We start from the raw sequence: 23,414 nt of genomic DNA, 5'->3' as shown, positions 1-23,414 counted from the left end.
CTACTTCAACGCCTGGTCCAGATCCCCGATCAGGTCCTCGGTGTCTTCGAGACCGATGGAGATCCGCACGACGCCATCGGTGATGCCCACTGCGGCACGACCTTCCGGCCCCATCGCGCGGTGCGTGGTGGTGGCCGGGTGGGTGATGAGCGTCTTGGAATCGCCGAGGTTGTTCGAGATGTCCACGATCTTCAGGCCGTCGAGCAACTCGAAAGCACGCTGCTTGCCTGCGCCCTCGGGGGCATCGAGCTCGAACGTGACGACCGTGCCGCCGCCCGACATCTGCGACGTCGCCAGCTCGTACTGCGGATGTGACGGCAGGAACGGGTATTTGACCCACCGCACCGCCGAATGCCCTTCGAGGAATTCGGCGATCTGCAGCGCGGAGTTCACCGAATGCCGCACGCGCACCGGCATGGTCTCGAGTCCCTTGAGCAACGTCCACGCGTTGAACGGGCTCAGGGCAGGCCCGGTGTGCCGCATCAGCGTCTGCACCGGACCGTCGATGTACTCCTTCGATCCCAGGATCGCACCGCCGAGTACCCGGCCCTGACCGTCGATGTGCTTGGTGCCGGAATACACCACCACGTCGGCACCGAGTTCGAGACTGCGCTGCAGCAGAGGCGTCGCGAACACGTTGTCCAACACCACCGTTGCGCCGGCGGCGTGCGCAATCTCGGACACCCGCCTGACATCGACGAGCGACTGCATCGGATTGGACGGGGTCTCGAAGAACACCGCGGTCGTCGGCACCGACAGCGCCTGCTCCCACTGCTCGAGGTCCTCGCCGTCGACGAAGACGGTCTCGACGCCCCAGCGCGGCAGAATCTCGTTGCACACCACGAAGCAGGAACCGAAAAGGCTACGCGCAGCGACCAATCGATCACCGGCCTTCAACAGTGCGCCGAGCGCGGTGAACACTGCCGACATTCCACTCGACGTGCCGAAACACGCCTCGGCACCCTCGATCAGCCGCAACCGCTCCTCGAACATCTTGACCGTCGGGTTGCCGTAGCGCGAGTACACGAAATGATCGATGTCACCGGTGAACGCCCGCTCGGCGGCACCGGCACTCTCGTAGACGAAACCCGAAGTGAGATACAGCGCTTCGGCGTTCTCGTCGAAGCCCGATCGCATCAGACCGCCGCGAACTCCCAGCGTTCCCTGACCCACACCGTCGGGTAGCGGCTTCTGAAAACCCCCGCCTCTGGGAATGTTCGTCACGACTGCCTCCAGGGCAACCCGACCGCACGCCACCCCACGGCACCGCGGTGGCCGTCGGCATCGGTGGCGCCTTCGAAACCGTCGAGCACGTTGTAGGACGGGCCGATTCCCGCAGCCGTGGCGGCCTCCGCCGCACCGATGGATCGCTGACCGGAGCGGCACAGGAACACCACCGGCCGATCGCCGTCCACGCCTGCCGCTTTCAGCTCGTCGACGAAGTCGGTGTTGCGAGCGCCGTCGGGGTAGCTCACCCACTCGATCAGGTGGGTCGGGCGATCGATGCCGGAGGTGTCGGGTACGCCGACGTACTGCCACTCGGCGTGCGTGCGGACGTCGACGAGAACGGCATCGGGGTTGCTCTGCAACAACTCCCACGCCGCCTGCGGGGTTATGTCACCTGCGTAGGTCACTGGATCAGCCTTCCGTCACTTGCTGTTACGACACACATACCGAGATCAGACATTGCACACCAACCAGGTGTCGTTCACCCGCACGAACTTCCATTTGTCGTCGGTCTGCGCTCCGGATTTCTCTTCCTTCAGCGGTACCGTGACGACGCCGCGGTCGCCGTTGACCTCGTACCCCGTGGGCACTCCGTCGATCGACGTCTCGCCGTTGCGTTCCACGTCGCCTGCGCGGTCGGTGCGGTACTGGGCGTCGTCGCCGGGAATCAGGCGCTCGACCTGATCGGCGCACGTGTTCGCACGCAGCAGATCCGCGTCGCCGGTGTTCTGTGCTTCGAGGAAACCGTCGACGGCGTCAGTGAGCAACTGCGCCTGCGTCACGTTGTCCTCCGCGGGGGCGAACTTGGACGCCGCGAAGATGCCGACGAGCAGCACGACGACGATGCCCGCGGCAATGATGAACGGCCACGCGGTGGGCGGACGCTGCTCACCGGAGTCGGCAGCCGCCTGAGATGCGTTGTTGCGCGCTTCCTCACGACTGTCGACCCACTGCTGCCTACGTTCACTCCACGACGCCATGTAGGCAATCTTCCTCGATCCGACGTGCCCGGAACTACCGGGGTCCGACGGGAATGTCGCCGCGCAACGTGATGCGGTGCATCTTGCGGTGCTCGGTGCCGTAATCGCGGTTGGCGTAGTGCGAGGTGCTGCGGTTGTCCCACAGCACCAGATCTCCCAGACGCCAACGGTGGCGCACGATGTGCTCGGGCTTGGTGAGGTGCGCGTACAGCAGATCCAGGATTCCGCGGCTCTCCGCCTCCGAGACGCCCACGATGTGGGAGGTGAAACCCGGATTGACGAACAACCCCTTGCGGCCGGTTTCCGGATGCACCCGCACGACGGGATGTTCGACGGGGACCAGCGCGGTCACTTCCTTGCCGTCCCACACGTTGCCCTTACCGCCGCGCTTCTGCGCGAGGTAGTAGCCGAACTCGCGGTTGCCGTCGTGAATTGCGGTGAGCCCGTCGATCATTCGGCGAACCGGCGCGGACAGGGACTCGTAGGCGAGTTGACTGTCGGCCCAGTTGGTGTCGCCGCCGTGCGGCGGTAGTACGACGGGCCGCAGGATCGACCCCATCGGCGGGCGCTCCATGAATGTCACGTCGGTGTGCCAGACGTCGGCGAATCCGTTGTCCTGGCTGTCGAGGGCGTAGACCTCGGGGGCGACGTGACCACTGTCGTGCACGGGGTGCCCGGCAGTGAGGTCACCGAGTCGGCGCCCGAACTCGATGTGGCCTGCGTCGTCGATCGACTGACCTCGCAGCACGAGAACCTTGTGCTCGACGAGAGCTCGGCGGACGGCGTGGATCTGCGCATCGGAGGCCGACGCGACATCGAGGCCGATGACTTCGGCACCGAAGCTCGGGCCGAGCTTGTCGAGCGTGAGGGTGGCGGTCTGTTCCAGGGTGGTCATGTGTCCTCGAATCTGTGCACGGCGAAAGGGCTGACTCAGGCAGCGCTGCCGTCGAAAGAGGGATCCCGTCCCGGCGGATCTTGCCCGGGAGAGGGGTTGGGCGTCGGGTCAGGTCACCGACAACACATGTTGGTGCAGGTGCGACAGAAGTCGACGGTGAACCGTCGGACCAGGTATGTCGTCTGCACGGGTCAATTCCTACCGGAACCCGGGGAATACGGCAAGTTGCCCACTGCCCCAGCTCAGGTTGTCCTTAATTTATGCTGGGGTGTCCGCACTTCCCTCGAAGAAGGTAGCTCGCTGCACATGACTGATCAGACTCGTCCACTCCGCGTCGCCATCGTCGGTGCCGGACCGGCAGGCATCTACGCCGCCGACGCGCTCATGAAGTCCGACCACAATGTCAGCGGACCGGGCGTGAGCATCGACCTCTTCGAGCGGATGCCGGCCCCGTTCGGGCTCATTCGCTACGGCGTTGCCCCTGACCACCCACGCATCAAGGGCATCATCACCGCCCTGCACAAGGTGCTCGACAAGCCTCAGGTTCGCCTGCTCGGTAACATCGACTACGGCACCGACATCAACCTCGACGACCTGCGTCGCTTCTACGACGCCGTCATCTTCTCCACCGGCGCCAACGCGGACCGCGCACTGAACATCCCCGGCATCGACCTCGACGGCAGCTACGGCGCCGCCGACTTCGTCTCCTGGTACGACGGCCACCCCGACGTGCCGCGCACCTGGCCCCTCGACGCCGAGAAGGTTGCCGTCCTCGGTGTCGGCAACGTCGCCCTCGACGTCGCACGCGTGCTGGCCAAGACCGGCGACGAACTGCTCCCCACCGAAATCCCGGCCAACGTCTACGAAGGCCTCAAGGCCAACAAGGCTCTCGAGGTGCACGTCTTCGGCCGCCGCGGACCGGCTCAGGCCAAGTTCACCCCGCTGGAGCTTCGCGAGCTCGACCATTCGCCCAACATCGAGGTCATCGTCGCACCCGAGGACATCGACTACGACGAAGGCTCCGAGCAGGCTCGCCGCAGCTCAAAGCAGATCGACATGGTCGCCAACACCCTGCAGGACTGGGCCATCCGCGACGTCGGCGCTCGCCCGCACAAGCTGTTCCTGCACTTCTTCGAGTCCCCGCACGAGGTACTCGGCGAGGACGGCAAAGTCGTCGGTCTACGTACCGAACGCACCGAGCTCGACGGCACCGGCAACGTCCGCGGCACCGGCAAGTACAACGACTGGGACGTCCAAGCCGTCTACCGCGCCGTCGGCTACCTCAGCCAGAACATCAGCCAGCTCCCGTTCGACGAGCAGGCAGGCACCATCCCCAACGAGGCCGGACGCGTCGTCGAATCGCCGCACTCCACCACGCCCGTACCCGCCACGTACGTCACCGGCTGGATCAAGCGCGGACCCGTCGGCCTCATCGGCCACACCAAGGGCGACGCCAACGAGACCGTCGCGAACCTGCTCGAGGATGCGCCGAGCTTCGCCGGTGCGGCCGAGCCCGATCTGGATGCCGTCACCTCGTTCCTCGAAGGCAAGCAGGTTCCGTTCACCACCTGGGACGGCTGGTACCGCCTCGACGCCCACGAGCGTTCACTCGGCGAGCCCGAGGGTCGCGAGCGCGTCAAGGTCGTCGAGCGTGAGGACATGCTGAAGGCCTCCGAGCCCGACAAGGCCTGAGTGCCTGCGGCAGTGGTGTGGTTGAGTGCCCTCTGCGGCACATAACCACACCACTGCCTTCGGCACCTACACCCGAACCGCCAGCAGCTTTCCCTCGGTTTCGATCTTGCGTTGATGCTCGTTGAAATCGGGTGCGGCGCAGACGAACAGCGTGCGGCCGTCGGATCCGCCGAGTCCGCACGCGAACACTCCGAGATCGAAGTCGAGCTGCTCGAGAACCTCTCCGCCCGGCGCGACGTGCAACACGCGCTGACCGAGTGCGTCGGCGATCCACATCGTGCCGTCGGTGTCGATGCAGCAGCCGTCGGCGGCCACCTTCACCTCACTCATGGCCGTTGCCATGTCCGTCGACGACGGCAGTTCACCGAACGTCGCCCAATCACGCCGCTCCCCCAGTGATCCGTCCTCGGCGATGTCGAAGGCACTGACCCGGTTCCCGACCGTCTCGTCGACGAGCAGTTCACCGGAATCGGTGAACGCCATTCCGTTGGGGAAGTACAGATCCGAGGCCACGACGTGCGCGGACCCGTCGGGATCGACGCGAATCAGATCGGCCGTCTCGACGGGCGCGAAGTTCATCAGATCGAACCCGAAATTGCCGATGTACGCGCGTCCCTGCGCGTCGACGAGCATGTCGTTGAGGTTCGCCTTCACGTACGTCGACAGATCGGCATGGACGGTCAGCGAACCGTCGTGCTCGCGCAGTAGCAGTTTGTAATCGCGCATCGAGACGATCAACAGCCGCCCGTCGGGCAGCCAACCGAGGCCCGACGGCTGATTGGGCACCTCGGCTTCGACTCGCACATCGGAACCGTCCTCGAGGGCGGATACGACGCGATGGCTGTAGAAGTCCGATACCCAGATCCTCCCGTCGTGCCAGCGTGGACATTCGAAATACGTGTATCCGTCGAGAACGACGGTGGTCTCCGGTTTCATATTTCGCATTCAAACACCGAGCCAGGTCGCCGCGACGGCGAATCGGCGAGCTGGCATGCTGGGACCCGTGTTCGACGCCCACCTACACATCATCGACCCCAGATTTCCGCTGATCGAGAACCAGGGATACACGCCGGATCCGTACACCGTCTCGAACTATCTCTACGACGTCGACGGGCTCGGGATCACCGGCGGTGCCGTGGTCACCGCATCGTTCCAGGGCACCGATCAGAGCTATCTGCTGGCCGCACTGGAGACGCTCGGACGCGGTTGGGTGGGGGTGGCCCAGCTCGATCCGGGGTGCACCGACGAAGAAATCGTCGCCCTCGACGAGGCTGGCGTGCGGGCGATGCGATTCAACCTCAAACGCGGTGAGACCGACGTCGAGATGCTCACCACGCAGGCCCGACGAGTGCACGAACTGGTGGGCTGGCACGCCGAGCTGTACGTCGACGCGTCGTTGCTGCTCTCGCTCGAGCCGATCCTCGCGAAACTACCGGCGGTGAGCATCGACCATCTGGGACTGTCGACGCAGGGACTTCCCTATCTGTTGAACCTCGTCGACCGCGGAGTACGCGTCAAGGCAACGGGATTCGGCCGCGTGGACCTCGACATCGTCGACACCCTTCAGCAGATCCACCGTGTGAACCCGGAGGCACTGCTGTTCGGCACCGATCTGCCCGGTACGCGAGCCCCACGGCCGTTCTCCGAGACCGACATCGACATCATCTCCGGGGCCGTCGGCGGCGACCTCCCCGCTGTGCTCGACGGTAACGCCCGGGCCTGGTATCGGGTCCCCTAGATCAGTACTGCTCCCCCGAGCCACACGGCCGAGGCGAGCAACGCGCCGAAAAGCTCCACCAGGATCGACAGCCCGGCCGCCTTGGTCGCATGCACGGTCGATCGCCAGGCCTCGGAATGGTTGCGGTGCCTGGGAAGTTCGGCCACGTAGACGCCGGCGCTGAAACCGATGAACAGGCCCACCACGGGAATGACGAAGAAGCCGACGATGCCGAGCAGGCCGCCGACGATCAGCGACCGCATCGGCACGCCGGCCTCGCGCATCCGACGGCCCGGCCAGGTGTACTTCACGACGCCGCTCAGAACCAGCAGCACCGTCGCGATGCCGAACACCGTCCACGCGGCGGTGCCGCCGGTAACCCACGCCCACACCGCAACAGCCGCGAAGATCAAGATGGTGCCCGGCAGGACGGGCACGACGATGCCGACGAGTCCGACCAGAATCACCAGGCCGACCAGTATTTCTCCGAGAGCGCTCATGGTGGTCAAGTGTGCACGCCGATCGCCGGTAAGTTGACGCCTGTGCCCCGAACCGCGACTTTCGAACGTCCTGTTTCCGGCGGCGACGCCCTGCTGTCCATCGGCAGCCTGCTCATCGGTGCCATCGCTGTGGTGGCCGCGGTCGTGCTTCTCGTCGGTGTGTCCGACCTGAATTGGGTACTCGGCTACGCCATTCCGCTGGCGACGGCGGTGTTCGCAGTTGCCTTGTGGCAGTCGCTGAGTCGCCGCGGCTGGACGTGGAAGGATCTGCAGCTCACGTCGGGTCCACGATCGCTGTGGCACCTGCTGTGGGAAGTACCCGTCGCGTGGATCGCCGCCATGGGCGTCGGCATCGCACTCGCCGGCGCCGTCGACATAGCTCCCGCCTCGGATGCCGGCGGAAGCGCGTCGACTCTCGATGCACTCGACGTGGGTGTGGTCGCCGGAACCCTCACCATCGTCTGCACTGTGCTGATCGCACCGGTACTCGAGGAAGTCCTCTTCCGTCGGGTGATCTTCGGGTGGTTCGACACCCGAACACGATGGCAGATCGCGGTTCTCGGATCCGCGGTGTGCTTCGGGGCCGTCCACGTGCTGCCCGCCATCGCGCTGATCATGGTCTGCATCGGCTCTGCTGCGGCCCTGCTGGTTCGGCTGCACCGATCGTTGATTCCGGGCATCGCACTGCACACGATGAACAACGCCCTTGCTACCGCCGCGGTGGTGGCCACAATCTAGACGGTCGGTCGAACCTTGCCTGCTGCCTCGCGGGCCCGGCTTCGCGCGGTCTCGATATCCGACGCGGTGGACACCGCAACACCCATTCGCCGCCGGACGAAGCTGGCGGGCTTGCCGAACAGCCGAAGGTCGGTTTCGGGAACCGCGAGGGCATCGGCGACGCCTTCGAATGCGATGCCGTCCGCATCGACGCCGCCATAGATGACCGCCGACGCTCCCGGCGAGAGCAGCGTCGTGTCGATCGGCAGCCCCAGAACGGCGCGGGCGTGCAGCTCGAACTCCGAGAACCGTTGCGTACGAAGCGTTACCAGGCCGGTGTCGTGTGGCCGGGGGCTGACCTCGGAGAAGTACACGTTGTCGCCCTGCACGAACAGCTCCACGCCGAACAGACCCCGACCGCCGAGTGCCGTCGTGATTCTCTCGGCCACCTCACGCGCCGACGCGAGAGCGGCGTCGGACATCGGTTGCGGCTGCCAGGATTCGATGTAGTCGCCCGACTCCTGCAGATGGCCGATCGGCTCACAGAACGACGTTCCGTCGGTCGCGCGAACGGTCAGAAGTGTTATCTCGTAATCGAAATCGACGAATCCCTCGACGATGACGCGACCCAGGTCGACTCGACCGCCCTTCAACGCGTAGTCCCAGGCCGTCTCGACGTCGGCTTCGGTTCGTACTACCGACTGCCCCTTACCGGACGAGGACATCACCGGCTTGATGACGGCGGGGAAGCCGATGTGGGACAACGCTTGTCGGACCTCGTCCAACGAATCGGCAAACGCGTACGGCGAGGTGGGCAGACCGAGTTCCTCGGCCGCGAGCCGCCTGATTCCTTCGCGATTCATCGTCAATTGTGTTGCGCGCGCGGTCGGAATGACCACCGAGCGTCCTTTGGCCTCCACCTCGGCGAGCGCATCGGTGGCAATGGCCTCGATCTCCGGGACGACGAAGTCCGGCTGCTGAGCGTCGATCAGGGCCAGCAGCTCTTCGGGGTTGCTCATGTCGATCGTGTACGCGTGATGCGCCACCTGATGGCCCGGGGCGTTGTCGTAACGGTCGACGGCGATCACCTCGACGCCGAGACGCTGGAACGCGATGATGACCTCTTTGCCCAGCTCACCTGCTCCGAGGAGCATGACCCGGGTGGCACCGGGAGTCAGTGGAGTACCGATGCGGACGGGATCTGGGGCAGTCACAGCCTTATTATCCACACCCACATCACTTGGACGCCCTAGTACACGTTAGTCTCCATTCACAATCGCAGCTGACGAGTCGGAACGAGGCAACAAACGTGGCTAACACTGGTGGACCGCTCGCAGGGCTCCGCGTCGTCGAGCTCGCAGGGATCGGGCCCGGCCCGCACGCAGCGCTGCTGCTGGCCGACCTCGGCGCAGACGTCGTCCGCGTCCAGCGCGCCGGACAGGTCTCTCCACACGACCACCAGCTGCGCAGCCGCACCATTGTCGAAGCGAACCTCAAGGATCCCGCCGACATCGAGAAGGTGCTCGGCCTGATCGAACGCGCCGACGTACTGATCGAGGGCTTCCGCCCCGGCGTCACCGAACGACTCGGACTCGGCCCCGACGACGCCCTCGCCCGGAACCCCCGCCTGGTCTACGGCCGCATGACGGGCTGGGGGCAGGAAGGCCCCTGGGCACAGACCGCCGGCCACGACATCAACTACATCTCCGTCACGGGCGTCCTCAACGCCATCGGCCGCGACGGCGAGCGGCCGGTGCCACCGATGAACATGGTCGGTGATTTCGGCGGCGGATCGATGTTCCTCGTCTTCGGCATCATGGCGGCACTGTACGAGCGACAGAATTCGGGACAGGGCCAGGTCGTCGACGCGGCCATGGTCGACGGCACCGCAGCACTGTCGCACATGATCTGGGCCTGGCGAGGCGTCGGAGCATGGAGCGACGACCGCGGCGTCAACCTGCTCGACACGGGCGCGCCGTTCTACGACACCTACGAGACGTCCGACGGCAAGTACATGGCGGTCGGGTCCCTCGAACCACAGTTCTACGCTCAGCTCGTGACCGGTCTCGGCCTCGCAGATGCAGACCTGCCGTCACAGATGGACAAGTCGCGCTGGCCCGAATTGCGCGAGAAGTTCACCGCGACATTCCTGACCAAGACCCGCGACGAATGGGCCGCGATCTTCGACGGCACCGACGCCTGCGCCTCCCCCGTCCTCACCTTCGCCGAGGCCCCGAGCCACCCGCACATGAAGGACCGAGACTCGCTCATCGAAATCGGTGGCGTGACGCAGCACCGTCCGGCACCGCGGTTCTCCCGCACCGAAAACGGAGTCCCGACGCCACCGCCCGCCACGGCGACCGACATCGCATCCGTCTGGGCGTAATTCTTGCGCCGAACTCGAAGTTGTGGATGCTTTTCGGCTGATTCTCGTCCATAACTTCGAGCTCGCGGTCAGAACACCAGGGCCGGCTGTTCGGATTCGACGCTCGGTGCCAAGGCTCGGTACGCCGCGGCGGTGGCTGCAACCGCAGCCCGAAGCTCCTGCGGCTCACGGGTGTACGGCAGCCGGAGGTAGCGCTCGAACGCACCCTCGACCCCGAACCGTGGGCCCGCGGCCAACACAGCCCCGAACGCAGGCGCAGTAGCGGCGAGCGCACTCGACACCGGAGCGGGGAGCTGAAGCCACAGCGACATCCCGCCCTCCGAGCGTCGGTACTTCCACTCCGGAACATGTTCGGCCAGAGCATCTTCGAGCACATCTCGACGCTCGCGCAGCTGGGATCGACGGACCTCCAGAGCAGGTTCGGCATCCTGCAGCAGGAACGACGACGCCAGTTGATCGACGATCGAGGTACCGAGGTCGTGTGCTGCTCGCGAGCCGGCGAGCTGCGACACGAGCGATGGATGCGCTCTGATCCATCCGATGCGCAGACCGCCCCAGAACGACTTCGACGCCGACCCGATCGTCACGATGTCCGATCCCGACACCCGCCCGAACGATGCGACCGGTGGCGGCGGTGGCGCGTCGAGCCACAGGTCTACCATGGTTTCGTCGACGATGAGCGTCATTCGGGTGTCTCGGGTGATGCGCGCGAGCTCGGCGCGCCCCTCCGCGTCGAGCACCTGCCCGGTGGGGTTGTGGAAGTCGGGAATCAAGTACGCCACCTTGGCGGCGGTTTGCCTTGCTGCACTGCGGATTCCGTCGAGATCCCAATCCCCTTCGACGGGACGGACCGGCACCGGCACCGGCCGGGCACCGACACGCCTGATGGCCTCGAGTGCATTGGGATACGTCGGGTGATCGATCAGGACGCGATCACCGGGCGCGGTCAACGTACCCAGTAGTAACCGAACCGCCTGCTGCGCACCCGAAGTGACCATGATCTGGTCGGCAGTGGTGGGCAATCCACGCTCGACGAAACGCTGCGCGATGGCCTCCCTCAACACTGCGAGTCCGATGGGCTCCATACCGTGAGTGGGCAGATACGTCGGAAGTGCTTGTAGCGCAGACTCGTACGCTGCCGTCATCGTTCCGTCGGCCGCCGACATGGCCGCATGACTCATGTCCACCACCGGACCCGACGGCGACGTCGACTGAATCAACATTCCGTTCGGTGTCGGCGCGGCAGGCAACGCCACGGTGCTGCGCGATCCTTGTTTGCTGATGAGATAGCCCTCGTCGCGCAGCACCGAATACGACGAGGTGATCGTGGTGCGACTCAGGTCGAGAGCAGCCGACAGATCGCGTTCACTCGGCAACCCGACACCCAACGGGATACGGCCGTCGTGAATGAGCAGTCGAACCCCGTCTGCGAGAGCCCTGTACGTGGGACGGGTGGCCTTGCGCCTGCCGGATCCATCGGCCGACGCGTCGCCGCGCCAGCTTCCGAGATCTCGTGCCAGCGACGTTGCATTGAGCACTCTGGAGGCCATACAGCCCATATTCACCCACTGGCATCGAACTTTCAAGTCCATTGGGCGTTCGACTGGACTGCCTGTAGGCGTCCGGTGGATACTCGACCCATGCCGAGCAGCACCCTCTTCGACACGGCCATCGGGCGATGCGGTCTTGCCTGGAGCGCGGACGGCGTGATGGCCGTGGCACTACCCGAGCCGTCGGACGAGGCGATGCTCGATTACCTGGCCGGCTTCGCCGCTGAACTAGGTCCGGTCGACGCTCTCGCCGAGGACGCGATCGATCGAATCGTGGCGCTCCTCGCCGGGCGCGCCGTGGACATGAGCCCGATCCCGTTGGTGCTCGAGGTGTCGGCGTTCGACGCCTCGGTCTACACCGTGTGCAGCGCGATTCCCCGGGGCGCAACGCTGACGTACGGAGACATCGCGCGTCGACTCGGGGTGCCGGGCGCGGCCCAGGCGGTGGGCGGGGCACTGGGCCGAAATCCGATACCGATCATTGTTCCGTGTCATCGCGTGCTCGGCGCGGGCCGAGAGGTAGGCGGCTTCTCCGCTCCCGGCGGGGCGAATACGAAACAACGAATTCTCGGCATCGAAGGCGTCGCCGGATTCGACGAGCCGACGCTGTTCTGAATTCATCGGCAATCGATAAAGATACTTCTCGACCGAATAAATAGATGAAAAACAGGACTGAAGTTGGCTTTGTCAGCCAGATATGCCGACCGAAGACATCGAGGCGTCGACAACGGAGACCGTCGCGGCGTCGGGACCCGGACTGACATCGGAATCCTCTTCTCTACCGCCGATGGTGAATGCGCCCGTATCCGGCAGCCAGCCGATCGCTCCCCGCTGGAACAGGTTGTACCGCCCGGAACCGGTGGGTGTCGGGCGCTCGTTGCTGATCGGATAGCCAAGTGCGCCATAGGGTCCCCCGTGACCGAGGTACCAATCCAGTATCGGACCATGCACCTCGTGTGCACCACCCTCGGGGAGGGCGAACACCATCGCGTGGGTGAACTCCAACATGCCGCCCCCTTGCGGACCGAGCATGAATTCGCCGGTCTGCGCCCCGATCCACGAGTGTTCGTAAGCAAACCGATCGAATTGGTAGCTGAAAACTTCCAAGCCATTGTAATTTTCAGTCATCGACCGGCCCTCCGTCGCTTTACTTGGCCTCGATTATCCACCCGTTGCGCAAATGCGCACTTCGATTCGGAGATATATGTGGCGTCTCAGCTATTGGAGAAGCGCCAGAATCTCGGCGGGGACCTCATCCGTCGCTTCTGGGTCGACCACCGTTCGGGACCAACTGCCACCCGACGCGTCCAACCGAATCAGCTGATTCGGTCCGAGCAACCACAGCTGATCCCCGGCTGACCAGTTGACGCCATAGCCGTACGCCTCGCTGGAAGTAGCGGGAGCGCTGTACTGAACAGTGCCTGCGGTGTCGACGATCTGCAGCGTCGGAGAGCCGTCGAGATCGACGACACGGGCAGTCGAGGCACCCGATGGGGACGTCGTTGGGGTGGACAGAGGCGCGGGAGACGGCGAGGTGGTCGTGGTGGATGTAGTGGTCGGTGGTAGTGGAAGCGGTGCGGGAACTGTGGTTGTCGTCGTGGTCAGCGGAACTGTCGACGTCGTTGTCGGGGGAACCGTGGTCGTCGTTGTCGGGGGAACAGTCGTTGTCGACGCAACCGGTGGTAGCGATTCTGTGGTGGTCGCCGCCGCTGCCGGCGCGCTTCGAGCTGCAACGCCTGCCGAACCCGCGACTCCACACACCGCGGAGGGCAACAGCACAATGACCGCACTGAAGTCGATCGTGAACGTTGCACTGGGAGCTGACGAGCGTGTCCCGGACACCGCCTGTACGCGAGCCGTATACGTTCCGGTGAGGGGCGCAAGATTGAGAATTGCACCGTTCTCCACGTCGCGGGTGATGTTCCCCGTCGCGGCGGTGGTACTGATCGGGATCACGATGTCCGCTGATCCCGACTTGGTGAGAGTCAGGCGGTAGGTATAGCCGGCACCGGCCGTGGTCCACGACAGCGTGACATACGGCAGCAACCCGATGCCGAGAAGCGACCTCGTTTTGTTGGTGCAGCCGAGGGGACCTGGTGCGGGTATCAGTCCGGTGGTGAAGCTGCCGCTCGTCGCGGTGGCTGTATCTGTGCCTGCAGCGAGGGTCGTCGGGGTGTTCGATGCCGTGATCGCCACAGCACCTACGCATGCGATGGCAAGTATCACCGGCAGGGGCGACCTGCTGTGCCGTCCAGGCGGTGTTTCGGATGCCTCGGACGGCCGGTTGCCTGCGGAGCGCTCCCCGCGCGGTCTCCACGCCAACATCAACAACGCACCCACGGCGATGCCACCCAGGAAAACCGCGATCGGTCCGCTCAGCCACGCGACCGCATAGCCGAGTTTGTCGACGCTGAAGAAGACGCGTCGAGCGTCGGACACGATGTACGACTCGACGTCAGGGTCTGCATTGGCGTCGCCCTTGAGAAACAGCTGAACGCTGCCGGTTCCGACCGCACCGATGTCGACAACGCGGTGTGTGATGCTGCTGCCACCTGCATTGGTGACGTTGACGATGTCACCGATCTGGATATCGTCGGCGGGTGTCTTCTTGCTCAGAGCCAACGCGCCTGTGTCGATCGCGGGCGACATGGATCCGGATCTGAAGATGAGCGGGGTGATCCCGAAGAACACTGCTGCCAAGGCGAAGAGAACGCACACCAAACCCACGAACGCCCCTGCACTGAGAGCGAGTTCACGGAAAATGCGGGCTCTGCTGTTCGGCGCAACCACACTGTCGTCGGCGACCATGTCTACACCGATGTCGCGGTCAGTGTGTAGGTGATGGTGCCCGATTGGACAGCGGACGGCGAGGTGGCCGTCGACGGCATGGTGACCGAAATGCACAGCTGGTCCTGGCCGTTCAACGGCAAAGACCGAGTCAAGTTACCGACCGTCGGTGTGGTCTGCTGGAACAGCTTCGAGGTGCCGAGGCCGGTCACAGTACTCAGCAGCGTGCCCGTGCATACCCCGGCGGACGGCGATCCGGTGTACACCGACGAATTCAGCACGCCGCCCAAAGTCGAGTTGGTCGAGACAACCGAAATCGTGTAAGTGTTCGCCACAGAACCTGTTGCGTTGGTGACCAACAGCCCTGCTGCGACCGTATCGCCTGGGAACATGGCAGTCTTCGTCAACGACGTCGAAAAATCGGTCGGATTGTTGTCCACCGCAGGATTGCCGACCTTGATGTCGAGCTTGCCCGTGGTGAAGGTGCCCGACGTTACCGTTGCCGTATCCGACCATGCAGCAAGAGTTCCCACTGTGCCGAGTCCGAGCACCATACCGATCGACATGATTGCTCGGGCCCGCGCGCTGATCAGCGCAGCACCGATCCGGCGGAGTACCACCGCGAATCCGACTGTGTCGTGATGACGCGCCATCAGGGCTGCGCCCCTTCCTGATCGGGCCCTCGGCTTGCGAAATCCGAGCACGCAGAGCTGGTGCCGTCACTCCACCGAAGAACGAGGTCGATTTCGGCAGAGGAGTTTCGAGTATCGTTTCCGGCCGTATCGGCCATGGTGATCGTTGCGTCGATCCGCTTCTGTTCACCTGCGGATACATCGACCGGTGCGCAGGCTCCGAAGGCTCGGCCGGCAATGGACACGCTCAGCGCGCGGGCAAAAGCCGAATCATCGCTGTCCACGATCACCTGAAGTCGTCCGTCTCTATCGGTCCCGTTGTGAACGTGAAACTCCGACGTCCGGCTGTCGCCCGGCACCCACCGCACATCCTTGTCCACCAGGGGCTCGGCCAGGCTCTGCAGCCACAGCCGACCGTCGGTGCTGTAAGTGACGAATTGAACCGGCCGCGCGGGACCGGCCCCGATCAGCACAATGATTGCAAGGAACGCAGCTCCAGCGGCGCTGACCACAACTGCATTGTTCATCATGGCGCAGCGGGCTCCTTCCGCTTCTTGCGATGATCGACGGCGGCACCGGCGAACATGAACAGTGCGTACCCAGCCAGAACGACCACCACTGCGGCGACGGCGTACTTTCGTTGCTCACCCGTCATCCATCGACTGACGTAGCCCATGAAAGGAACTGCGTACCAAAGCTCTCCGCGGATCTGTTCCGGACGCACCGGAATCTCGTCGGCCACCCCGTTGTTGTCACCGCGGGTTATGAATCGCAGTTCACCGGTGCCGCTTCTCTCGGTGGCAACAATGCGGTGTGTCACCACGTCCGGCTTGCCGGACTCGAGCTGATAGGTGATCACCGAACCGACTCCTAGTTCGGCCGGATCGACGGTCTCGATCACCACCATCGTTCCCGGCGGATAGCTCGGTTTCATCGAACTGGTGAGAATCGTGTACGGCATCGCACCGGAGATACGCGGAATCACAACGGCAGCCAGCAATATCGCCAGCACTGCGAACAGCAACAGGTAGGACGCCGCGCGCTTGATCCACCACCACAGCCCGGCGTGCTCTTGGTCGTCGGTCGCGCCCGTCACGTCGACGACTGCACATTCCTCCGTCACGTCGTCGAGTCGACTCGAGTTGTCCATCGGTCGATGTGTCATCGCGACTGCGCCAGAAACGAGAACTTCACCTGCGAGGACGAACTTTGAGTAGAGCTGTCCAACAGCGTCATTCGAAGGCAGAGAACTTCAGCAAGCCCGACTCCGAGTTGGCGAAAAGCGGGGCTCGCCGGCGCCTGGGCTCCAGTGAATGGACCATTGTAGAGAGCCTCGACAGTGCCCGACGGCACGCCGATGGCCGGGCAGTTCGTCACTGCGGTGACTTTCGACGCGGTGAGGGTGAAGTTCAGCGAACCAGTCTGAGAAGTGCTGTTCAACCTGTATCTCATCGGCACAGTTCCGCTGTTACGCACCGAGAGTGGGGCCTGCGAGTAGCCCCCTGGACCAATGTTGGTAGCTCCCAGGATTGTGGGAAGTTGATACAAGAAGTCGTTCACCTCAGCACCCGACGTTCCAACTTTGATGTCGAGCGTGCCGGACCGAATGGTGCCGCCGCCCAGGGTTTCTCGATCGCGCCACAGCGCGCCCGTCGCCTGCGCCGATCCGAAGATCACCACAAGGACGGACGCGGCTGCCAACGCCCAGTATCGTGCGTGCTTCAAGTCGAACTTCGGCTCAGGTTCGAGACTGCTCGAGCTTCAGAGCAAAGGCTGCGAGGTTGATGGACTGGTTTTGTGCGTCCTGATTCTCAGTGCCCGGGTCGAAGGTGAATCTGACGCTGACCGCGACGTTCTGGTCCGCTGAAGTGATCCGAGTCTTGGCACCGGTGGTCGGCAGCGTCGTACTACCCGAGGTGGCCGTGACAGAGGTGGTGATCTTCGATCGCAGCAACGCGTCGCCGGTGATGGCAGAGGTATCGGCGCTGAGGTCGGCGAGTAGGTTGTTACCGCTGGCCTGAATGGTGAAACTTGCCGTGTACTCGACGATGTCACCAGGCACGATCAGGAACGTAGCAGGGTCGATCACTTTCGGGTTTCCGGCAACATCCGGGGAGACATCTCGCCACTGAGGCGCGGGAGTGGCAACAGGGGCCAGGCTGAGATCACCGGACGTGATGGTCCCTCCGCCCAAGGTCTCCTGATCGCTCCACAGTGCATAGGATCCCAAACCGCCGAGCAGCAGAACCGCCGCCGCGCCCGCCGCTACAGCGCCTTTGGTTGCCTTGTTCATTGTTTCAACTTTCTTCGGTGGCCCTGACGAAGAGGGCGGTTGAGGACCCCAACGGGTCGGTGCCCCTTGTGTCAAAAGGGCTGCGCAACAGGGTGCGTCGATCATTGTTTCTCCTAAACCGGGCGGTCTGTTACCCCTATTGGGATAAAAGTCCGAGAGTTTTCTTATGCCCGATTTTGTGGACCGACTCAATACGGGCAGTTACATCTACAACACGACTGTAAAGATGAAACGTTTCCGGAATCGGCCGAATCGGACTTCACGCCACGTCTGGACAGTGGCCTGAACCCGAAGAGACGTCGGCGGTTCAACGCGAAATCCGACCTGAAGTTTCTTTGTCCCGATCGGCGAATTCAGTGGCTTCGGACCGCAGGAAGACAGCAAAAAGCCCCGAGGCAGTGCGCCTCGGGGCTTTTCGATAACGGGTTCGGCTACCGCAGGATGTCTCGACGGACGATGGTTTCGTCGCGGCCCGGTCCCACACCGATGCACGACATGTACGCGCCCGACAGTTCCTCGAGACGCAGGACGTAGTTCTGCGCGTTGATCGGCAGTTCCTCGAATGTCCGGGCACCGGAGATGTCTTCCCACCAACCGGGCATCTCTTCGTAGATCGGCTTCGCATGGTGGAAACCGGTCTGCGTCATCGGCATTTCGTCGTGACGGACGCCGTCGACGTCGTAGGCGACGCAGATGGGGACGGTATCCAGACTGGACAGCACGTCGAGCTTGGTCAGGAAGTAGTCGGTGATGCCGTTGACGCGGGTGGCGTACCGAGCGATGACCGCGTCGAACCAGCCCGTACGTCGGGCACGACCGGTGGTGACGCCCACCTCGCCGCCCTGCTTGGCCAGGTACTCACCGTGGTTGTCGAACAGCTCGGTCGGGAACGGACCCGAACCGACACGCGTCGTGTAGGCCTTGAGGATGCCGAGGACCGTGGTGATCTTGTTCGGGCCGATGCCGGAGCCGACGGACGCACCGCCTGCCGTCGGGTTCGACGACGTCACGTACGGATAGGTGCCGTGGTCGACGTCGAGCAACGTGCCCTGCGATCCCTCGAGCAGAATCGTGTCGCCGCGCTCGAGCGCTAGGTTGAGCTGCAGGCGCGTATCGGTGATGCGGTGCTTGAAACCTTCGGCCTGCTCGAGCACCTCGTCGACGACCTGCTGTGGGTCCAACGCCCGGCGGTTGTAGATCTTCGAGAGCACCTGGTTCTTGAATTCCAGTGCAGCCTCGACCTTTTGAGTCAGGATCTTCTCATCGAGCACATCCGCCGCACGCACTCCGACGCGGGCGAGCTTGTCCTGGTAGCACGGGCCGATGCCGCGCCCGGTGGTGCCGATCTTCTTGGCTCCGAGGAAGCGCTCGGTGACCTTGTCGATGGCCACGTGGTACGGCATGATCAGGTGCGCATCGGCGCTGAGCAGCAGGTTCGACGTATCGACATCGCGCTTCTCGAGGCCGTCGAGCTCGGTGAGCAGCACACCCGGATCGACGACGACACCGTTACCGATGACGTTCTTGACGCCCGGCGTCAGAATTCCCGACGGGATCAGGTGCAGTGCGAACTTGTCTCCGTTGGGAAGAACGACGGTGTGGCCGGCGTTGTTGCCGCCTTGGTAGCGAACCACCCACTGAAGTCGTTCGCCGAACAGGTCGGTGGCTTTGCCTTTGCCTTCGTCGCCCCACTGGGCGCCGATCAGGACTATCGCCGGCATGTGCTCTCCTACGTTGCTTTCGTGCAAGGACGTGCTGCAGATGTACTCGAGCGAATGCAGCAGTCACCATTCGTCGCAGGCGCGACAGTGGCCGGGGGAACAGTCTAGCCGAGGCGGTGAGCTGGCCCGCATGCCGCTACGGTCGACGCCGAACGAGGGCACTATGGTCGTGACGAGGATTCATCGGAAGATCTAGGAGCGCCGTGACACCGTTCGTTCTGCAGTGCGGCAACCCGCTGCTGCCGATCACGCTGACCGACGTCCCACTGCGCAACGCCGACGCAGTACCGACCGACGACGACTGCAGCGCGATCTTCTCCGACATCGAATCCGCTCCCGAGCCACGCATCATCGTCCTGGGCGACGATGCATCCCTCGCCGCGCTGCTGACGCGCCTGATGCGCACCGAACGGCTGCACGTCGAGGTCGCGTTCGTGCCGGAGAACGCAACCGATGCCGCGCACATCTACAAGCTGGGCACCGGGTCACGTGCCGCCAAGGTCGCCCTGACGGGTACGGCGTCGAGCACACCCCTCATCCGCGACGATGCAGGCAAGGCCGTCGTCGGGAGGGCACTGCTCGGCGGTGCCGACGGAACCGACCTCGAAGGCGAGGCGTACGTCGACGACACCCGGTTGTTCTCCGGCGTCGTGCCCGGAGTCGAGGTGGCTCCCACCCCGGACATGCCCGGCCTCCGCGCACGCGTCGTCGGCCGTCGCCGATTTCTGCCGCGCCGCTGGGTCAGCGGCCGCGCCATGCAACTCGGCTCCCCCGCCGCCGAACTGACGCGCGACGGCATCGCCGGCGGCAAGGCGGTGAAGCGGTCGACCTTCTACCGCCACCATCAGGAGTGGTTGCTGGTCCGATGACCGTTCCGGTGCGGCGAAGTCCCGTACTGCCGAGCCCGATCTTCGTCGCGGTGCTCGCCGTCGCCGGAATCGGTGGCGCCCTTGCCTGGACGGCGGACGACGTCACGTCCGTCGCCGCGCGCATCGGAGTGTTCGTGCTCGTTCTCGCCGGGTGGATCGCGTCGGTCTGCCTGCACGAATTCGGCCACGCCTACACCGCGTTTCGAGCCGGTGATCGCGAAGTCGAGCTCCGCGGCTACCTGACCCTGAACCCGCTGAAGTACACCCACCCGCTGCTGTCCATCGTTCTCCCGGTGGTGTTCATCGCGATCGGTGGGATCGGCCTGCCGGGCGGTGCCGTCTATCTGCGCACCGGGCAGTTCTCGGCGTCGACCCAGCGGCGCATCGCACTGGCCGGCCCGTTCGCCAATGCCGTTCTCGCCGTTGTTCTTCTGACGGTCATCAAGCTGTTCGGTACCGACGGCACCAACGCCGCCTTCTGGTACGGGCTCAGCTTTCTGGCGTTTCTGCAGATCATGGCTACGATCCTCAACCTGATCCCGGTGCCCGGACTCGATGGCTACGCAGCCCTCGAACCCTCGCTCTCACACACCACCCGAGCGTCGCTGAACCAGTTCAAGGGATACGGAATTCTCGTCCTCGTTGCTCTGCTTTTCGTGCCGGCCGTCAACGCCGTCTTCTTCGGAGCGATCTACACCCTGTTCGGATTGTCGGGGGTCCCCGAGTTCTTCGCCGGAAACGGCAACTACCTGATGCGATTCTGGATCTGACAGGTCCAGCGGGAAACACTGCACGGTATCGAACGCGATCGGCGGGATTCCGAATATTCGGGCAGGTTCCGTGCATTCCTGCCCAATACTGTCGGTGGTCGATCGCATAATGTGCGCATGACGACGTGGAACCAATTCTCGGCAGCGGCCCCGACTCTCGCGTCCGCGGTGCGGGCTCGATTCACCGCGCACAAGCACCATGTTCTTGCGACGCTACGAGCAGACGGCTCACCGCGCGTGAGCGGAACCGAGGTGGAGTTCGTGGACACCGGGGTGCTGCGACTCGGATCGATGCTCGGTGCCGCCAAAGCGCGAGATCTTCAGCGCGACGGCCGGTTCGCACTGCACAGCAATCCCGGCCATCACTCGATGGAGGGCGGCGACGCAAAGATCAGCGGAATCGCCGCAGAGATCACCGATCCTGCTGTGCTGCAACCGATATTCGACGCGGCTCCCGGCGAACTCGTGCCGTATCACGTGTTCGATCTCGACATCGGCGAAGTGGTACTGACATCCCTGGTGGACGATCACATGCAGATCGACGTCTGGCGCCCGGGAACCGAGGTACGCACCGTCACCAGGTGAGCTCTTCCTTGCAGGTTCGGCCGTGTGCGGTCGGCTCGACCTGCACGGTGGCGTGGTCGAGTCCGTAGGTAGACAGCAGTGAGCGCGCGCGATCGAGCACCATCGACGACGACCCCTCGCATTCCAGGTGCACGGTGGCCACGTCCATTCCGGTGGTCAGGGTCCACACATGTAGGTCGTGCACTCCCGTCACTCCGGGAAGGGCGCTCAGATCTCCGGTCAGCGCGTCCACGTCGACATCGGCAGGACTCGCCTGAGTGAGGATGCGCAGTGCCGACCCGGCGAGCTTGATCGCACGCGGAACCACCCACAGCGAGATGAGCACGCCGACGACGATGTCGACCCAGGTCCACCCGAACACCAGCATGAGCACACCGCCCACCAACACACCGACGCTGCCGACGGCGTCGGCCAGCACCTCCATGTAGGCACCGCGAACGGCGAGAGAGTCCTTCGCATCGCCGCGGATGAGCATCATGACGACGATGTTCGCGGCAAGACCGGCCGCAGCGGTGAGAATCAACGGAAGACCGGGGATCTCGGGCGCATCGCCGATGCGAGATATCGCCTCGTACATGATGAACGCCGCAACGCCCAGCAGCAGAACAGCATTCGCGATCGCGGTGAGCACCTCGGCACGGTGCCAACCGAATGTCCTTGCCGCTGCGGCACTTCCCTTTCGCGCAAGGACGAGAGCGATCAAGCCCATCGACATCCCGAGTACGTCGGTGAGCATGTGGCCGGCATCGGCCAGCAGACCGAGCGAGCCGATGGCCAGCGCCACGGTCAGTTCGACCACCAGGAACACCACCAGAACGGCCAACGCCACGATCATCTTGCGAACCCGAGATCTGGGCGGTCCCGCGCCGTCGGGCGAATGACCACCCACGCCGTGGCTGTGTCCGTGACCCGCGCCCATGACTCCCCCTCGTGACTGCAACGACTTCAGGCAGTCACCATATGCGTACATACGCATATATGCAACGGTGTGCTCGGGTCACAACTCCGGCGGGACGTGCGGATGCTTGACCGTCGGCGGCAGAGTCGCCAACGCAGAGATGCGCTTGAGCCCGGCGACCTGCAACAGATCGACGATGATCGACCGCAACTGAGCGAGCACCACCGTCGCCGACAACCCGGCGTTCGAGATCAGTTCCGGCTTCGCTCCGGCAGCGACCGACCGCAACACCCGCGCGGCCTCCGCCGCATCCGGTTTCTGCCCCGGATCGGCGAGAATCATTTGACGTAGGACTTCCACCGCATGCGCCAGCTTCTCCACCTCGTCGACCACCCGCGGGTCCAGAATTTCGTCGTCGCGCACCAAGGTCAACGACCGCCGTGCCAGCACCCGAATATTGCGAACAGCGTTGTCGATGGGGTCGGCTGTCGCCGCCAGGGCCGCCAACCGAGTGCGATGATTCCAGTACATCGGAGAAATGCGCGCGATCTCCCGGCCGCCCTTGAGATCGGTCCGCAGAGCATCGATTCCGGACTGCGTCGCCCGAGCCTTGCGCAACGCATCCTCGATGGGCTTCGGGTCGTTGGCCACCAACCCGTCGGCCACTTTCTGCAACACACTCGCCGCAGTCGCCAACACGTTCGCCGCATCCTTACGCGCCCGCCACACCGGATGCGTCGGAATCAACGCCACGATCGCGATGCCCACCAGACCACCGACCAACGCGTCGACCATGCGGTTGGGGCCACCCATGTTGCCGGGCGGAATGAGGGTCGCCACCAGCACCGCGGATGATCCGGCCTGCATCGCGATGATGGGTCCGCCGTCGAGGAACACCGCAGCCGACATCGCCAGCACGACCACCAGCGCAATCTGCCACGGCCCACTGCCGATCAGGGAGATCAACAGATCGCCGACGCCGATGCCGACCGTCACGCCGGCCACCAGCTCGGCCGATCGGCGCAACCGCGCCCCGAGGGACACACCGAGCGAGACGACGGCCGCAATGGGCGCGAAGAACGGACGTTCGTGACCGACGAGGTCCGTAGCGACGAACCACGCGACCCCGGCCGCCAACGCGCACTGCACGATGGGCAACAACGACAACCGCAGCCGCTCGGTGCCCGCCTTCATC

The 23,414-nt window shown here is 64.3% G+C and carries 26 protein-coding genes; 8 read left to right on the top strand and 18 right to left on the bottom strand.

Translation table 11 applies throughout. The features are described 5' to 3' along the window. From ASH04_RS02485 to ASH04_RS02470, 4 genes are read right to left on the bottom strand one after another with little or no spacing between them, the layout of a single operon-like run. Positions 1 to 1,224, bottom strand: a complete 1,224-nt coding sequence (locus tag ASH04_RS02485; RefSeq protein WP_057472914.1) for an O-succinylhomoserine sulfhydrylase — start codon at positions 1,222 to 1,224, stop codon at positions 1 to 3. Further along, positions 1,221 to 1,634 carry a rhodanese-like domain-containing protein gene (locus tag ASH04_RS02480; RefSeq protein ID WP_032364957.1) on the bottom strand — a complete coding sequence of 138 codons (414 nt, stop codon included), beginning with the start codon at positions 1,632 to 1,634 and terminating at the stop codon, positions 1,221 to 1,223. Before ASH04_RS02480 ends, ASH04_RS02485 begins: the two co-directional genes overlap by 4 nt. A 45-nt stretch (positions 1,635 to 1,679) precedes the next feature. Beyond that, on the bottom strand, positions 1,680 to 2,207 hold the full coding sequence (locus ASH04_RS02475) for an Rv0361 family membrane protein (protein ID WP_032382213.1): 528 nt from the start codon (positions 2,205 to 2,207) through the stop codon (positions 1,680 to 1,682). Positions 2,208 to 2,241: 34 nt separating this feature from the next. After that, positions 2,242 to 3,102, bottom strand: a complete 861-nt coding sequence (locus ASH04_RS02470) for a TauD/TfdA dioxygenase family protein (RefSeq protein ID WP_032386106.1) — start codon at positions 3,100 to 3,102, stop codon at positions 2,242 to 2,244. Between the two features lie 306 nt (positions 3,103 to 3,408). On the opposite strand from ASH04_RS02470, the gene ASH04_RS02465 reads away from it, so the two are divergent. Next, the gene (locus tag ASH04_RS02465) at positions 3,409 to 4,794 is read left to right on the top strand and encodes an FAD-dependent oxidoreductase (protein WP_057472667.1); all 1,386 of its coding nucleotides are present in this window, start codon (positions 3,409 to 3,411) and stop codon (positions 4,792 to 4,794) included. Between the two features lie 66 nt (positions 4,795 to 4,860). On the opposite strand, the gene ASH04_RS02460 is transcribed toward ASH04_RS02465, so the two are convergent. Continuing rightward, complete coding sequence (locus ASH04_RS02460) at positions 4,861 to 5,730, bottom strand: SMP-30/gluconolactonase/LRE family protein (RefSeq protein ID WP_027494282.1); 870 nt, start codon at positions 5,728 to 5,730, stop codon at positions 4,861 to 4,863. A gap of 55 nt (positions 5,731 to 5,785) precedes the next feature. Between ASH04_RS02460 and ASH04_RS02455 the strand changes: the two genes are divergently transcribed. After that, a complete protein-coding gene (locus ASH04_RS02455) occupies positions 5,786 to 6,532 on the top strand; it encodes an amidohydrolase family protein (protein ID WP_057472913.1) in 747 nt (248 codons plus the stop codon). Here the strand turns inward: ASH04_RS02455 and ASH04_RS02450 are convergent. After that, positions 6,529 to 7,011: a DUF456 domain-containing protein gene (locus ASH04_RS02450; RefSeq protein WP_057472666.1), complete on the bottom strand. Its 483-nt coding sequence runs from the start codon at positions 7,009 to 7,011 to the stop codon at positions 6,529 to 6,531. The two genes, ASH04_RS02455 and ASH04_RS02450, sit on opposite strands and share 4 nt — an antisense overlap. A 42-nt stretch (positions 7,012 to 7,053) precedes the next feature. Here ASH04_RS02450 and ASH04_RS02445 point away from each other — a divergent pair, with 42 nt between their 5' ends. Further along, positions 7,054 to 7,749: a CPBP family intramembrane glutamic endopeptidase gene (locus ASH04_RS02445; RefSeq protein WP_156394451.1), complete on the top strand. Its 696-nt coding sequence runs from the start codon at positions 7,054 to 7,056 to the stop codon at positions 7,747 to 7,749. Here the strand turns inward: ASH04_RS02445 and purT are convergent. Further along, positions 7,746 to 8,942 carry a formate-dependent phosphoribosylglycinamide formyltransferase gene (purT, locus tag ASH04_RS02440; protein ID WP_057472664.1) on the bottom strand — a complete coding sequence of 399 codons (1,197 nt, stop codon included), beginning with the start codon at positions 8,940 to 8,942 and terminating at the stop codon, positions 7,746 to 7,748. The genes ASH04_RS02445 and purT overlap by 4 nt on opposite strands. A gap of 95 nt (positions 8,943 to 9,037) precedes the next feature. Here purT and ASH04_RS02435 point away from each other — a divergent pair, with 95 nt between their 5' ends. Continuing rightward, on the top strand, positions 9,038 to 10,114 hold the full coding sequence (locus ASH04_RS02435) for a CaiB/BaiF CoA transferase family protein (protein ID WP_057472663.1): 1,077 nt from the start codon (positions 9,038 to 9,040) through the stop codon (positions 10,112 to 10,114). 68 nt (positions 10,115 to 10,182) lie between these two features. On the opposite strand, the gene yczR is transcribed toward ASH04_RS02435, so the two are convergent. Continuing rightward, positions 10,183 to 11,664 (bottom strand): MocR-like transcription factor YczR, encoded by a 1,482-nt coding sequence (yczR, locus tag ASH04_RS02430; RefSeq protein ID WP_057472662.1) that lies wholly within the window; start codon positions 11,662 to 11,664, stop codon positions 10,183 to 10,185. A gap of 90 nt (positions 11,665 to 11,754) precedes the next feature. On the opposite strand from yczR, the gene ASH04_RS02425 reads away from it, so the two are divergent. Continuing rightward, on the top strand, positions 11,755 to 12,279 hold the full coding sequence (locus ASH04_RS02425) for a methylated-DNA--[protein]-cysteine S-methyltransferase (protein WP_057472661.1): 525 nt from the start codon (positions 11,755 to 11,757) through the stop codon (positions 12,277 to 12,279). Positions 12,280 to 12,351: 72 nt separating this feature from the next. Here the strand turns inward: ASH04_RS02425 and ASH04_RS02420 are convergent, their stop codons facing one another. From ASH04_RS02420 to ASH04_RS02385, 8 genes are all read right to left on the bottom strand, one after another. Next, positions 12,352 to 12,792 carry an LGFP repeat-containing protein gene (locus tag ASH04_RS02420; RefSeq protein WP_057472660.1) on the bottom strand — a complete coding sequence of 147 codons (441 nt, stop codon included), beginning with the start codon at positions 12,790 to 12,792 and terminating at the stop codon, positions 12,352 to 12,354. A gap of 90 nt (positions 12,793 to 12,882) precedes the next feature. Beyond that, positions 12,883 to 14,472, bottom strand: a complete 1,590-nt coding sequence (locus ASH04_RS02415) for a signal peptidase I (protein WP_057472659.1) — start codon at positions 14,470 to 14,472, stop codon at positions 12,883 to 12,885. A 2-nt stretch (positions 14,473 to 14,474) separates the two neighbouring features. Next, positions 14,475 to 15,104 (bottom strand): SipW-dependent-type signal peptide-containing protein, encoded by a 630-nt coding sequence (locus ASH04_RS02410; RefSeq protein WP_057472658.1) that lies wholly within the window; start codon positions 15,102 to 15,104, stop codon positions 14,475 to 14,477. Next, entirely contained in the window at positions 15,104 to 15,613 is a 510-nt protein-coding gene (locus ASH04_RS02405) for a hypothetical protein (protein ID WP_057472657.1), read from the bottom strand. The genes ASH04_RS02410 and ASH04_RS02405 overlap by 1 nt, the downstream gene beginning before the upstream one ends. Beyond that, positions 15,610 to 16,233, bottom strand: a complete 624-nt coding sequence (locus tag ASH04_RS02400; protein WP_057472656.1) for a signal peptidase I — start codon at positions 16,231 to 16,233, stop codon at positions 15,610 to 15,612. The genes ASH04_RS02405 and ASH04_RS02400 overlap by 4 nt, the downstream gene beginning before the upstream one ends. Positions 16,234 to 16,244: 11 nt before the next feature. Further along, a complete protein-coding gene (locus ASH04_RS02395) occupies positions 16,245 to 16,784 on the bottom strand; it encodes a hypothetical protein (RefSeq protein WP_235579902.1) in 540 nt (179 codons plus the stop codon). 37 nt (positions 16,785 to 16,821) lie between these two features. Then, positions 16,822 to 17,376: an alternate-type signal peptide domain-containing protein gene (locus ASH04_RS02390; protein ID WP_057472654.1), complete on the bottom strand. Its 555-nt coding sequence runs from the start codon at positions 17,374 to 17,376 to the stop codon at positions 16,822 to 16,824. Positions 17,377 to 17,807: 431 nt separating this feature from the next. Further along, positions 17,808 to 19,097 (bottom strand): adenylosuccinate synthase, encoded by a 1,290-nt coding sequence (locus ASH04_RS02385; protein WP_027494295.1) that lies wholly within the window; start codon positions 19,095 to 19,097, stop codon positions 17,808 to 17,810. 203 nt (positions 19,098 to 19,300) lie between these two features. Between ASH04_RS02385 and ASH04_RS02380 the strand changes: the two genes are divergently transcribed. From ASH04_RS02380 to ASH04_RS02370, 3 genes are all read left to right on the top strand, one after another. Continuing rightward, positions 19,301 to 19,966, top strand: a complete 666-nt coding sequence (locus ASH04_RS02380; RefSeq protein ID WP_052053266.1) for a hypothetical protein — start codon at positions 19,301 to 19,303, stop codon at positions 19,964 to 19,966. After that, positions 19,963 to 20,736: a site-2 protease family protein gene (locus tag ASH04_RS02375; protein ID WP_057472912.1), complete on the top strand. Its 774-nt coding sequence runs from the start codon at positions 19,963 to 19,965 to the stop codon at positions 20,734 to 20,736. Before ASH04_RS02380 ends, ASH04_RS02375 begins: the two co-directional genes overlap by 4 nt. A gap of 117 nt (positions 20,737 to 20,853) precedes the next feature. Next, positions 20,854 to 21,321, top strand: a complete 468-nt coding sequence (locus tag ASH04_RS02370; RefSeq protein ID WP_057472653.1) for a pyridoxamine 5'-phosphate oxidase family protein — start codon at positions 20,854 to 20,856, stop codon at positions 21,319 to 21,321. Here ASH04_RS02370 and ASH04_RS02365 read toward each other — a convergent pair. Beyond that, on the bottom strand, positions 21,311 to 22,240 hold the full coding sequence (locus ASH04_RS02365; protein ID WP_027494299.1) for a cation diffusion facilitator family transporter: 930 nt from the start codon (positions 22,238 to 22,240) through the stop codon (positions 21,311 to 21,313). The two genes, ASH04_RS02370 and ASH04_RS02365, sit on opposite strands and share 11 nt — an antisense overlap. Before the next feature lie 78 nt (positions 22,241 to 22,318). After that, on the bottom strand, positions 22,319 to 23,413 hold the full coding sequence (locus tag ASH04_RS02360) for an FUSC family protein (RefSeq protein WP_032371495.1): 1,095 nt from the start codon (positions 23,411 to 23,413) through the stop codon (positions 22,319 to 22,321). Between the last annotated feature and the right edge of the window lies 1 nt (position 23,414).

Origin of the sequence: Rhodococcus sp. Leaf233, from assembly GCF_001426165.1 — a bacterium.
GTDB lineage: Bacteria > Actinomycetota > Actinomycetes > Mycobacteriales > Mycobacteriaceae > Rhodococcoides > Rhodococcoides fascians.
The sequence above is the reverse complement of the archived record's forward strand: the minus strand, read 5'-3'. Positions and strand labels throughout refer to the sequence as shown.